At 34.7% G+C, this 12839-nt stretch carries 15 protein-coding genes; 6 read left to right on the forward strand and 9 right to left on the reverse strand.

Features of this window, described 5'->3' with window-relative positions; genetic code table 11:
- Window positions 1–52 precede the first annotated feature (52 nt).
- The 4 genes from BM371_RS07545 to BM371_RS07560 all read right to left on the reverse strand — a co-directional run bounded on the left by BM371_RS07545 (window position 53) and on the right by BM371_RS07560 (window position 3425).
- Window positions 53–418 (reverse strand): hypothetical protein, encoded by a 366-nt coding sequence (locus BM371_RS07545; protein ID WP_034677845.1) that lies wholly within the window; start codon window positions 416–418, stop codon window positions 53–55.
- Between the two features lie 22 nt (window positions 419–440).
- Entirely contained in the window at window positions 441–1070 is a 630-nt protein-coding gene (locus BM371_RS21030) for a hypothetical protein (protein ID WP_034678283.1), read from the reverse strand.
- A 90-nt stretch (window positions 1071–1160) separates the two neighbouring features.
- Complete coding sequence (locus BM371_RS07555; RefSeq protein ID WP_034677847.1) at window positions 1161–1847, reverse strand: response regulator transcription factor; 687 nt, start codon at window positions 1845–1847, stop codon at window positions 1161–1163.
- Between the two features lie 30 nt (window positions 1848–1877).
- A complete protein-coding gene (locus BM371_RS07560) occupies window positions 1878–3425 on the reverse strand; it encodes a sensor histidine kinase (protein ID WP_034677848.1) in 1548 nt (515 codons plus the stop codon).
- A 179-nt stretch (window positions 3426–3604) separates the two neighbouring features.
- Here BM371_RS07560 and BM371_RS07565 point away from each other — a divergent pair, with 179 nt between their 5' ends.
- Window positions 3605–4093, forward strand: coding sequence for an SRPBCC family protein (locus BM371_RS07565; protein ID WP_034677849.1), 489 nt, complete (start codon window positions 3605–3607; stop codon window positions 4091–4093).
- A 110-nt stretch (window positions 4094–4203) separates the two neighbouring features.
- On the opposite strand, the gene BM371_RS07570 is transcribed toward BM371_RS07565, so the two are convergent.
- The 4 genes from BM371_RS07570 to BM371_RS07585 form a co-directional block, all read right to left on the reverse strand.
- Window positions 4204–4548, reverse strand: a complete 345-nt coding sequence (locus BM371_RS07570; protein WP_034677850.1) for a hypothetical protein — start codon at window positions 4546–4548, stop codon at window positions 4204–4206.
- A 90-nt stretch (window positions 4549–4638) separates the two neighbouring features.
- Window positions 4639–6678 (reverse strand): S9 family peptidase, encoded by a 2040-nt coding sequence (locus tag BM371_RS07575; RefSeq protein WP_034677851.1) that lies wholly within the window; start codon window positions 6676–6678, stop codon window positions 4639–4641.
- Between the two features lie 91 nt (window positions 6679–6769).
- A complete protein-coding gene (locus tag BM371_RS07580) occupies window positions 6770–7510 on the reverse strand; it encodes a uroporphyrinogen-III synthase (protein WP_034677853.1) in 741 nt (246 codons plus the stop codon).
- 12 nt (window positions 7511–7522) lie between these two features.
- Window positions 7523–8191: a DUF4271 domain-containing protein gene (locus BM371_RS07585; protein WP_034677854.1), complete on the reverse strand. Its 669-nt coding sequence runs from the start codon at window positions 8189–8191 to the stop codon at window positions 7523–7525.
- Window positions 8192–8266: 75 nt separating this feature from the next.
- Here BM371_RS07585 and BM371_RS07590 point away from each other — a divergent pair, with 75 nt between their 5' ends.
- The 4 genes from BM371_RS07590 to BM371_RS07605 are packed head-to-tail and all read left to right on the forward strand — an operon-like array spanning window position 8267 to window position 11660.
- Entirely contained in the window at window positions 8267–8983 is a 717-nt protein-coding gene (locus tag BM371_RS07590) for a polyprenol monophosphomannose synthase (protein WP_034677855.1), read from the forward strand.
- A complete protein-coding gene (locus BM371_RS07595; protein ID WP_081874579.1) occupies window positions 8980–9354 on the forward strand; it encodes a DUF4296 domain-containing protein in 375 nt (124 codons plus the stop codon). Before BM371_RS07590 ends, BM371_RS07595 begins: the two co-directional genes overlap by 4 nt.
- Window positions 9355–9399: 45 nt before the next feature.
- Window positions 9400–10530, forward strand: coding sequence for a tRNA guanosine(34) transglycosylase Tgt (gene tgt / locus BM371_RS07600; protein ID WP_034677857.1), 1131 nt, complete (start codon window positions 9400–9402; stop codon window positions 10528–10530).
- Between the two features lie 17 nt (window positions 10531–10547).
- Window positions 10548–11660, forward strand: coding sequence for an LptF/LptG family permease (locus BM371_RS07605; protein ID WP_034677858.1), 1113 nt, complete (start codon window positions 10548–10550; stop codon window positions 11658–11660).
- On the opposite strand, the gene BM371_RS07610 is transcribed toward BM371_RS07605, so the two are convergent.
- Entirely contained in the window at window positions 11654–12370 is a 717-nt protein-coding gene (locus BM371_RS07610; protein WP_034677859.1) for a biotin--[acetyl-CoA-carboxylase] ligase, read from the reverse strand. The genes BM371_RS07605 and BM371_RS07610 overlap by 7 nt on opposite strands.
- Before the next feature lie 86 nt (window positions 12371–12456).
- Here BM371_RS07610 and rsfS point away from each other — a divergent pair, with 86 nt between their 5' ends.
- On the forward strand, window positions 12457–12825 hold the full coding sequence (gene rsfS / locus BM371_RS07615) for a ribosome silencing factor (RefSeq protein ID WP_034677860.1): 369 nt from the start codon (window positions 12457–12459) through the stop codon (window positions 12823–12825).
- Window positions 12826–12839: the final 14 nt, after the last annotated feature.

The raw sequence follows: 12839 nt of genomic DNA on the forward strand, positions 1-12839 counted from the left end.
TTAACAACCAATGGTAGATTGTTCAACTTATACATTGCTGCATTTTGTTTAATTAACCTAGTTTTGGCGGTTGCCAGATTTCTTTTAAACCGTTTGAAATGTAAGGATCAGAGTACTGAACCTGTATTTTTAGAATATTTTCGAAAGAGGAAATTTGCCAAAAGTTGTCTTTTGCAAAATGATTTTCAACAAAAGTATGGCAGGTCATACAGAACGAGCAACAGTCGTCATTGCATGATTTGTGGTCTTTTTTGCTGTCTTGTGAATTGTGATCGCTGTGATCTTTTTCACAGCACGAATTGATATTCGATTCTGTTTTGCAGCAGTTTTCCTGTGAAGCCTGGGCATAGAAATTATCCTTAGGAATCAGAAAAATTCCCAGACAAAAGATAATGACTAAAATTTGTATTGGCTTCACGAGGCAAATTTACAAAAAATATTTAAAGTGGAGCTCCAACTTGTTTAGCACAATCATGCCAAGGTTCGCCATGAGCAGGATTAAGCTTTGGCTTCGGACCAGTATTGGCCACTGCTGGTTGCGGAGTAGGAGTTGGTTGCGGCGCTTGTACCTGAACATTTTGAGGGGCAGGTTGTGCTGCAGGTTTGCTATTTAAAGGCTGTCCGACAGGAATATCGCATCTGTGACCCGGCTGTCCGTGTGGCGGATTCATTCCGGGAGCTGTTTTTTGAGGAGTTGCAGTGCTTGTTGTGGTTACTGTTCCGGGACTCATAGAATTTGGATCGATCTGGATCGGAGCATTTCCGTTTACCTGAATGTTTTGTGTGTTTGCAGGAGCAGGAGCTCCATTCAAAGGTTGTCCTACAGGAATATCACATCGGTGGCCAGGTTGTCCGTGAGGCGGATTCATTCCCGATGAGGTAACCATCGTAGATCCTGCCTGAACGTTTGATGTTATTCCTGCCTGATCAATTAATGAAGCTTTGGGAGTGTTGATCGCAACGTTAGGCTGAGTTCCGGCATCGTCTTTTAAATATGTTGGTTTTTCGTCTTTTTTACATGAAACAGCAACAAGTGAAGTTGCAAGAAGTCCTAAAAGTAAATTTTTCATATTAATTTTCTTCATAAAAAACAAAATTAGCAAAACATTTTGTATTGTTTTGCTAATTTTTGAATTTTGTTTGAATGTATAATATTCTTTTTAGTTTTTCACTAAAAGTCTGAAACCTTCACCGTGAACATTGATGATCTCTAATCCTTCATCATCTTTAAGAAGTTTTCTAAGTTTAGCAATGTAAACATCCATACTTCTTGCGGTGAAATAGTTTTCTTTTTTCCAGATTTTTCTCAATGCTAAATCTCTAGGCATAAAATCATTTCTGTGAAGACAAAGTAATTTTAAAAGTTCATTTTCTTTTGGCGAAAGTTTGTATTCATTATCACCTACTCTCAACTGTCTCAACATAGAATCGAAGAAAATATTGCTGATTTTGAATTGCTCCTGCTCCTCATTTTCTAAAGTAGAGCTTCTCTGAAGAATTGCCTTGATTTTGTATAAAAGTAATTCTGTATCAAACGGTTTTGTAATATAATCGTCTGCTCCCAACTGATAACCTTTCAGGATGTCTTCTCTCATATTTCTTGCCGTAAGGAAAATAATCGGTGTGTTTTTATCGATTTTTTTCACGTCTTCTGCCAATGAAAATCCGTCTTTTTTCGGCATCATGACATCGAAAATACAGATGTCGAATTCGTTTTCTGTAAATTCTTTCAAACCCTGTTCTCCGTCTACCGCAAGCGTAACTTCAAAGTTGTTTATGGTAAGATAATCTTTCAGTACTGCACCGAAACTCTGGTCATCTTCTACTAATAATATTCTGTTGCTCATATGTTTTATATTTATTATTTGCTTAAAATTTTATGCCATCGGAAGCTTGATAATGAATTTGCTTCCCTGATCTTTTTGCGATTCTACAATAATCTGTCCTTTGTGAAGCTCTACAATTTTCTTAACGTAAGAAAGCCCCAAGCCTTGTCCTTTCACATTGTGAATATTCCCGGTTTCTTCCCGGAAGAATTTTTCAAAAATCTTGGTTTTGTTCTGGGTTTCCATTCCCATTCCTTTATCTGCAATCTCCAATACGTACCAGTTTCCTTCATTTTTGGTTTTAATGCTGATTTCCGGTGTTTCCGGTGAGTATTTATTAGCATTATCCAAAAGGTTGACAAGCATATTTGAAATATGGAATTCATCAATCTTAAAAATATAATGGGTTGCATTGAACTCCTCCGTCAATATTCCGTTTCGCTGCTGAATGATAAGGTTGAAAGATTCTGTTGTCTTTTTAATTAATTCCCTCACATTGGTTTCTTTAAGGAAGAGTTCTACCTCATTTCGTTCAAGTTTAGACATATTAAGAACATTCTCAACCTGTTTTTTCATCCTCAAGTTTTCCTGTTTGATGAGGTTTGAATAATATTTAACCTTATCAGGATTGGTCGCAATTTTATCATTTGCCAAAGAATCTGTAGCTACCGAAATGGTTGCTAAAGGTGTTTTGAACTCATGTGACATATTGTTGATGAAATCAGTTTTCACTTCCGCCAGTTTTTTCTGCCTCATCATATAATTAATGGAAATGATGTAAATTCCCAAAATCGTCAACAATGAAAGAAATGTTCCTAAAAGCATAGGCCAGTTATTCATCGCTAAAGAATATTCTTTTTTAGGAAAAACTAAAGCCAGTGTATATAAAGTACGGTCTTTTGTGTCTGTGAATAAAGGATAAGAATAAGAATTGGTATCTTTTTTCTCCTTAAAAACCTTATTAACAATATTCGTCAGCTTATTGTTTTTGTCTGTTATTCCATATCCGAATTCTGCAGTAATGCCTTTCATTCTGAGTTCTTTGGTAATCACAGAATCAAGAACTGTAGGATCAACTCGCTTAGTTAAGGGTAAGTTATTTCCATTTACCTTTAGGAATTCTTTAAAATTATAATCACCACTTTCAATATCCTGATTGATTTCTGTCGTTAAAAGTTCACGTTGAGAAGTATCTCTTTTAATTTTATATGCTGCATCATCAGTGTACATTTTCGTTAAAAGAAGAGAATCGCCTCTTTTTGAAATGGGAAGCTGGGTTGTCTCAATAATATTTCGATAATAAACAATAGATTTCTGAGTTCCGGAATCCTGAGTCTGCTGAATTGTTGTAAGAGATGGCTTATCTTTATTTGCTTTTACATTATCTCTTAAATTTGCGTAATTTTCATTAAAAAGTTTATCTACTTCAATTTCAGCAATGTTTTTTGAAGTATTTTCCAAAGCGGAATAAACTTTGTTGGAAAATTCCTGTTCCAATGCAACGTAATAATTTTTAAGCCAATAAAACTGCAGTGTGACAAAGACAATAAGCGAAATTGTCATAAAGACCGAGATTATCGGGATGAATTTGTTGTTCATTGAATAAGAAAATTAAAATTGTGAATGTTAAAATTAAACATTTTAAGATTTGGTAAACAAAAAACACGCCAAAATATTGTATATTTTTTCTTAAAAATAGTCTTTTTAACATTTTATTATAAACTGTGACCACTTTTCTTAATGAAACTACGATATTTATTAACTAAAAACCATTTGTTATGAACTCAAAAATTGTATTTAATCAGGATTTCGAATCGAAAAGCATCTATGTAATGAAAATTTATAATGCTGATGTATCCAAAGTGTGGAATTATTTTACAAAACCAGAACTTTTAGACCTGTGGTGGGCTCCAAAACCCTGGAAATGTGAGACTGAAAATCTGAATTTTGAAGAAGGTGGAGTCTGGCTTTACTCAATGAACGGACCGAAAGGTGAGAAAGTTTTTTCTCTTGTAAAATACGGAGAAATCAATGAGCACAGAAGTTTTGATGGGATTGATGCTTTCTGCGATGAAAACGGGAATATCGATAAAAATTTTCCGCAAACCCAATGGCTTATTGGTTTTACAGGAGTAGAAGAAGGAACGAAAGTTTCTGTCAATATGCATTTTCAGTCAGAAGAAGATATGAAAAAACAGTTGGAGATGGGTTTTGAAGAAGGTTTTAAAATGGGTTTGAACCAGCTGGAAGAAATTTTCAGTAATTGAAAATTTGAGAGTATGCTAATTTGAAAATTAAATTGCAAAATGTATAAAGAAAAATGGAAAGTAAATGTACTCTCCATTTTTTTATAATTGATTTTCAAATTATCTAATTCTCAAATTAGCTCTTCATCCTGAAAATACTGAATGATTGCTTTTTTCATCAGAATTTGCTGTTCATTAGGTCTTAGCTCGGGAAGTTCTTCCAGCTGAGTAAAATGGGGATATCCGTCATCATCATAATGCGAAAATTTATAATATCCAAAAGGTTCTAACAGTCTGCACACTGCAATGTGAATCAGGTTTACTTTATCATCTTTTGTGTATTTCTGTTTCCCGCTTCCTAATTCCTGAAGACCAATAAGAAACAAATAGGTTTCTATCGGTGCATTTTTTTCAGTGTCAAAATTTTCAATGAAAAATTGTTCTACTTTTTGCCAATATTCTGTTTCGTTAATCATTTCTTTTTTTTGTTGGATGATGGATGTTGGGTGATGGACGAAATAAATTGAAAATTTACATCAAGCTTCCTGCACCTAGCATCCAACACATTATTTTTCAAGTTTAAGTAAAAACGCAAATTCCAAAGCATCTTCTTTTAAAGATTCAAATCTTCCGCTTGCGCCGCCGTGTCCGGAACTCATATCGGTTTTGAAAATTAAAATATTGTTATCTGTTTTTAATTCTCTCAATTTTGCCGTCCATTTTGCCGGTTCCCAATATTGCACCTGAGAATCGTGAAATCCTGTTGTGATCAGAATATTAGGATAGTCTTTTGCTTCAACATTGTCATACGGTGAGTACTCTTTCATGTAATGGTAATATTCTTCATCATTCGGATTTCCCCATTCGTCATATTCCCCGGTTGTCAAAGGAATTGTTTCGTCCAACATTGTAGAAACTACATCTACAAAAGGAACCTGTGCTACAATTCCGTTGAATAGAGTAGGTTCGTAATTCATTACAGCTCCAACCAATAATCCTCCTGCACTTCCACCCATTGCATATAAATGTCGTGAAGAGGTGTAGTTTTCTTTAATCAAATGTTTTCCGGCATCTATAAAATCGTAGAATGTATTTTTTTTGAACAGCATTTTTCCGTCTTCATACCATTCTCTTCCCAAATATTCTCCGCCACGAATGTGAGCAATTGCATAAATAAATCCTCTGTCGAGAATCGACAATCTCACATTAGAAAAACTCGCATCAACAGTGTGCCCGTAACTTCCGTAGCCATACAAAAGAACCGGGGTTTCCGCAGATTTTTTGGTGTCTTTATGATAAACCAGAGAAATAGGGATTTTTGCTTCCCCATCTCTAGAATCGGCCCAGATTCTTTCAGAAATATAATTTTCAACAAAGAATTTTCCGCCCAAAACTTCCTGCTGTTTCAGAAGTGTGGTGGTTTTTTCTTTCATGTTGTATTCGTAGGTCGAGCTGGGTTGTGTCAAAGAAGTATAGCCATAACGCAGAACTTCTGTATCAAATTCAAGATTTACACCGATATAAGCCGTGTAAGTAGGATCAGAAAAAGGTAAATAATAAGATTCCTGAGTTTTTTCGTCAATGATTTTTATCTGGAGCAAACCTTCTTCTCTTTCTTCAAGAACCAGATAGTTTCTGAAAATTTCGAAACCTTCCAGTAACACTTTTTCTCGGTGCGGAATTACATCCACCCAGTTTTCCATTCCGCAGTTGTCGATTTTTGTCTTTACAATTTTGAAATTGGTAGCGTCGTCTGCATTGGTAATGATATAAAATTCATCTTCATAATGTTCCACAGAATATTCCAGATCATCAATTCTTGGCTGAATCACTTTCCATTCTGCAAAAACATTATCTGCAGGGATAAAATGATGCTCATCTGAAATGGTGCTCGAACTCGCCATGAAAATATATTCCATCGATTTCGTTTTGAAAACATTCACGTCAAACGTTTCGTCTTTCTCATGGAAAATTAGAATATCTTCTGAAGTTTCAGTTCCGAGTTTGTGTCTGTAAACCTTGTAAGCGCGGAGACTTTCGTCTTTTCTGATGTAGAAAATATGTTCGTTATCGTTTGCCCAAACTGCTTTTCCGGTTGTATTTTCAATTTTGTCTTGAAGAATTTCTCCTGTTTTTAAATTTTTAAAATTTAAATTATAAATTCTTCTTCCTACGTCATCAGAAGAGAAAGAAGCTAATTCGTTATTAGGGCTTACTGCAACATTCGCCACCTCAAAAAAATCTTCTCCTTCTGCAAGAATGTTTACATCAAGAACAATTTCTTCTTCACTTTCAAGAGTTTTATACTTTCTGCAGAAAATGGGATATTCTTTTGCTTCTTCGTAACGTACATAGTACCAGAATTCGTTGAAAAAATAAGGCAAAGACTCGTCATCTTTTTTATATCTGGCCTTCATCTCCTCGAAAAGTTCTTCCTGAAGCTGCTCTGTGTCTTTCATCACAAATTCGCTGTACGCATTTTCTTCTTCAAGATATTTTCTTACTTCGGGATTTTCTCTTTCATTCATCCAGAAATAATTGTCTGTTCTTCTGTCGCCGTGAATTTCGAGTGTTTTTTCTATTTTTTTTGCCTTGGGAGCTTCCATCTAATGTTAATTCTTGTTCAAATTTAATTAAAAAAAAACCATCTTTTCTTATTAATGAAAAGACGGCTGTTTTTATAGATATACTTAAAGTCTATTTATGAAGAGCTTTGATATATTTTTCCAATGCCATAGTCATTGAAGGGGTTTCTTTTGTTGGCGCCATTAAATCTACTTTTAAGCCTGCGTCTTCTGCTGCTGCGGAAGTTGTAGGACCAAAAACTCCGATTTTAGTTTCTTCCTGTTTGAAGTCGGGGAAGTTTTGCTGTAGCGATTTAATTCCTTGCGGACTGAAGAAAATCAACATATCATAATCTTTGATGTTGATGTCTGTCAGATCACTGCAAACCGTTCTGTACATGATTGCTCTCGTCCATTCGATATTTGCTGCATCCAGAGTTTTCGGGATATCCGGACTCAAAACATCTGAAGAAGGTAGCAAGTATTTTTCGGAAGGAAATTTCTTGAAAAGCGGCAAAAGATCTGCGAAGTTTTTTTCGCCGAAGCTGATCTTTCTTTTTCTATACACAATATGCTTCTGAAGATAGTTGGCAATTGCCTCAGACTGACAAATGTATCTCATTGTGTCTGGTACAGAAAACCTCAGTTCTTCAGCAAGTCTGAAGTAATGATCAATCGCATTTTTACTGGTAAAAATTATACCTGTATATTGTGTGAGATCTATCTTTTGTGTTCTAAGTTCTTTGTTGTCTACTCCTTCGACGTGGATAAAAGGGCGGAAGTCAATCTTTATTTTTTCCTTCTTCGCAATTTCCAAATATGGAGAAGACTCACTAGGTGCTGGTTGAGAAACCAATATTGACTTTATTCTCATCATGTACTTTTATTAAATAAATAATAACTTCCAAAGCATCATCAGCGGTGCAATTTGGAGGGTGCAAATATACAAAAATTTATAATACCATTTTTGTGGTAAGATGTTGTTTCTGTGAAACAAATAGAAAAATACCTTGAAAATGAATACAAAACAGAAAAAACACAAATAATAAATAAATGCACTATTTCTGTCTATCGGGAAATAGTAGTGGGTTACACACAAAATAATGAGTAAAACTGAAAGGATGAAGTGAAATTTGGTGGAGGTAAAATAAAAAATACTCCATTTTTTTCCGTCACCTATCGATTGGAAAAATAAAAATCCTAAAGCTGTTCTTACAAAATAAAAAAGCGAAATGATAATTATAGTATAGCCGATTTTATTCAGTTGATATCCGAAAGGCTGAAATTCGGCAATATATTTCGGGATGATCGGAACATATTGGGAGACCAAAACACTTAAGCTTAAAATAGTAACCACAGAAGTAATGATCCAACTCGGAAGATTATTGCTTGCATCATAATATTTCTGAAGAAGAAAATCTTTCAGATTGGCCTCGCGCTCCACGATATTCATCATAAAGATGTATAAAAAAAGACATCCTATAAGGATAAAAACTACCCAATCATTATTTTCAGGTATTCTTACTTCGTTTTTGAAAGATTGTAATAATGGCAAAGGAAATTTTTTGCAAAATTATAGATTATTTTGTATAAAATAAAAAACTTAAATAAACTATCTTTGCAAACTGAAATGAAAAAACTCGTCATAATTCCGACCTATAACGAAAAGGAAAATATAGAAGCTATAATTTCCGCTGTTTTTGCATTGGAAGAAGAGTTTCACATTCTGGTGGTAGACGATTCTTCGCCAGACAAAACAGCCGACATCGTAAAAGAACTTCAGAAAAAGTTTCCTCACAACCTTCATATTTCCATAAGACACATTAAAGACGGTTTAGGAAAGGCATATATTCATGGTTTTAAATGGGCACTTCAAAATAATTATGATTATATTTTTGAGATGGATGCCGACTTTTCACATGATCCGAAAGATTTGCCCAAACTTTTCGAAGCCTGCAAAAATGCAGATATGGCAGTAGGTTCACGTTATTCTAAAGGAGTAAATGTAGTAAACTGGCCAATGGGAAGAGTTTTGCTCTCCTATTTTGCTTCAAAATATGTAAGATTTATTTTGGGACTTCCTATTCACGATACAACTGCAGGTTTTGTATGTTTTTCGAGAAGAGTTTTAGAAGAAATAGGTTTAGAGAATGTTAAATTAAAAGGATACGGTTTTCAGATTGAGATGAAATTCAGAACTTTCAAGAAAGGCTTCAAAATTGTAGAAGTTCCTATTATTTTTACCAACAGAATTTTAGGTGAAAGTAAAATGAACGGCGGAATTATTCATGAAGCAGTGTTTGGAGTTTTAAATTTAAAATGGAAATCAATGATCAACAGGTTATGAAAAAGCTGATTTGTTTTTTGATCTTTTTGTTTTTTGTTTCCTGCAGCGAATATGTAGACAAACCAAAAAATCTGATCGATAAGACCAAAATGTCGGAAATTATTGCCGATATGGCGATTAATGATCAGGTCATTAATTTATATCCGGGAACAAATTTAGAAAGCGGAACAAGATTTATTCTGAAAACCCACAATGTAAAAACCGACGATTTTGTAGCAAGTTACCGATATTATATCGTGAAACAGAAAATGGAGGCGATTTTGAATGATGCTCAGAAAATTATTATAGAAAAAGACCCGAAGTCTGAAAAGAAAATAAAAGGTAATACCGAAATTAAAACGACAGAATTACCCAAACTTGAAAGACGATAATGAAGTAATGCTTCTCGATCCTAAAAGAAGCTAAAATGTAAAAGAATGAATTTTTTTAATATAGAAAAAACCTCAGAAGGAAAAGCCAGAGCGGGAGTTTTATCCACCGATCACGGAACGGTTCAGACACCGATATTTATGCCTGTAGGAACTGTTGCAAGTGTGAAAACCGTTCATCAGAGAGAAATAAAAGATGATATTAAAGCTCAGATCATTTTGGGAAATACCTATCATCTTTATCTTCGTCCGGGAATGGAGGTGATGGAAGCAGCAGGAGGCTTACATAAATTTATGAATTGGGATCTTCCGATTCTTACCGATTCAGGAGGTTTTCAAGTGTTTTCGCTGTCAGGTAGCAGAAAAATGTCTGAAGAAGGAGTGAAATTCAAATCTCACATCGACGGAAGCTATCATTTATTTACTCCGGAGAAGTCTATGGAGATTCAACGACAGATCGGAGCCGATATTTTTATGGCTTTTGATGAATGTGTTGCGTATCCTTGCGATTACAATCAGGTGAAACTTTCAATGGAAATGACGCATCGCTGGTTAAAAAGATGCATCGACTGGAATGCAGAAAACCCTGAATTATATGGTCATAAGCAAAGATTTTTCCCAATCGTTCAAGGTTCTACTTATTCAGATTTAAGAAAAATTTCGGCTGAAGTTATTGCTGAAGCAGGAGCTGAAGGAAATGCAATAGGCGGGCTTTCTGTAGGTGAGCCTGAAGAAGAAATGTACAGAATTACCGATGAGGTCACCGATATTTTACCGAAAGATAAACCGAGATATTTGATGGGAGTGGGAACTCCATGGAATATTTTAGAATCTATCGGTCTCGGAATCGATATGATGGATTGTGTAATGCCGACAAGAAATGCCCGTAATGCAATGCTTTTCACTTGGCAAGGCGTGATGAATATGAAAAATGAAAAATGGAAGAAAGATTTTTCTCCGTTGGACGAATTTGGGACGAGTTTTGTTGATCAGGAATATTCAAAAGCGTATCTGCGTCATTTATTTGTATCTAAAGAATATTTGGCAAAACAAATTGCATCAATCCATAATCTTGCATTTTACTTAGATTTGGTAAAAGTGGCGAGAGAACATATCTTAGCGGGAGATTTCTATCAGTGGAAAGAATCTGTTGTACCTGTACTAAGACAAAGACTGTAAAAAATATTTAAGACAAAATGCTTAAAATAGTAGACGGATATATCGTAAAAAAATACCTTGGAACTTTTAGTTTCATGTTGATATTGCTGTCTATTGTGGTTTTGGTTATTGATGTTCAGCAGAAAATTCCGCGTATCGAGAGAGCTACGGCAATCGATCCGAAATTAGATCTGAATTATTTCTTAGTTCATTTTTACCCATTTTGGATTATCAATCTTGTGGTGACATTTTTGTCTATTCTTGTTTTCATATCGGTAATTTATTTCACCTCGAGAATGGCAAATAATACCGAAATTGTCGCCATTATAAGCAGTGGAGCAAGCTTTCACAGGTTTGCGAGACCTTATTTTTTGACTTCTCTTTTTATTGCGGTTATTTCTTTGGTAGTCAATCATTTTGTTTTACCGTGGGCTAATATTAAGAAAAACCAGCTAGAAGCATATACTTATAATGCCACCAATAAAGAGAAAATTTTAGGAACGGCTCCTGTTGCGGCGCAATTGAGTAAAACAGAATATATTTTCATCAATTCCTGGAATAAGCAGGAAAAAAGAGGCTATGGTTTCCTGTATCAGAAATTTGATAAGAACCGAAAGCTTGTTTATGAACTGAAATCCACAGACGTGTATTGGCAACAGGCTAAAAAAAGCTTTATGCTGAATAGCTATCTCGAAAAAACAATTAATAAAGACGATTCTGAAAAACTCGGGCAAGGTTTTGAACTGAAAAAAGATTACGGACAAGATCCTGAAGAACTTTTCCCAAACGAACTTTTAGGACAAAATAAAACAACGCCGGAGCTGATTAAATTCATAGAACGCGAAAAAGATAAAGGGAACAGTAACCTGAATTCTCACCTCAATGAGTTTCATCAGCGTACTTCAATGCCGGTTTCAATTATTATTTTGACTTTTCTAGCACTTTCGCTTTCGTCTCAGAAGAAAAGAGGAGGATTGGGGATCAACCTTGCAATTGGTATTTCCTTAGCCTTTGTTTTTGTATTTTCATTCGAAGCCCTAAAGGTTGTATCAGAAAATAAAGTTTTGCCACCTGCGCTCGCTATGTGGCTTCCCAATATTGTGTTTTTACCGATTACCTTATTTTTATACTTAAAACGAGCCAATCAGTAAAGGAGTTTTATTTCTTTGTGATAAAAAGATTTTAGACCTGATTTTTCCAGATCGATCCAAAGTCTGCCGTTTTCGTCAGCATTTTTGATGATGCCATTTTGTCTTGAATTTTCCAGTTCAAAAACAGAAATTTCATCTTTTCTGAATAAATTTAAATTAAATTGCTCTAAAATATCCTTTTCAACCGGAATATTATTGAGTTTCTCAATTAAATAATCATGAAATTCTTCCGTAAATTTTTTGAGTTCAAATCGATTTCCCGTTTGGGTTAGAAGTGATCCGGCATTATTTATTTCATCAAATTTTTCCTGGAGAATATTAATTCCGATTCCGATGATGAAATAGTTTTCGTTGTTGATTCTCTTTTTTTCGATCAGAATTCCGACGACCTTTTTATTTTTCAGAATTATATCATTCGGCCACTTTATTTTCACTATCTTTTCAGTCAAATTGGCAAGATAGCTTTGTACTGCGATTGCGGTATAATAATTGAACATAAAATCGGAATGAGTAACCGACTCTGTTTTTACAGCCAATGTGTAAGCTAAATTTTGCCCGATAGCTGATTTCCAGGTGTTTCCGTACTGCCCTTTTCCTTTTGTCTGGTTAAAAGTATACAAACCCACAAAATTTGACTGCGGATAAAGTAAAAGCTGAGGTATTTCGTCATTAGTAGAAGAACACTCGGTGCGGTAAAACAGCTCACTCATTTAAGAAAACTTTAAGACTTTAAAAGGCTAAAAGTAAGGCTAAAGTAAAAGAAAAACAATAAATTTGCAGATTATAGTATTTTTTAATGAATAAAACAGCAGAAAAACAAGAATTATTAGATAAAATCGTTGAAGCCATACAGGATGTAAAGGGAGAAGATATTATGATCTTCGATCTTTCTAAAATTGAAAATTCTGTGGCAGAAACTTTCGTAATATGTAGCGGAAATTCTAATACACAGGTAAATGCATTGGCAGGAAGTGTAGAGAAAAAAGTGAGAAACGAACTAAAAGAAAGACCTTGGCACGTAGAAGGTACCGAAAACGCAATGTGGGTTTTGGTAGATTACGTTTCGGTGGTGGTGCATATTTTCCAGAAACAGACTCGTGAATATTACGATATCGAAGAACTTTGGGGAGATGCAAAAATTACCAAAATAGAAAATGAAATATAAATTTTAAAAGTAAT

This window comes from Chryseobacterium formosense, from assembly GCF_900116415.1.
Lineage (GTDB): Bacteria > Bacteroidota > Bacteroidia > Flavobacteriales > Weeksellaceae > Chryseobacterium > Chryseobacterium formosense.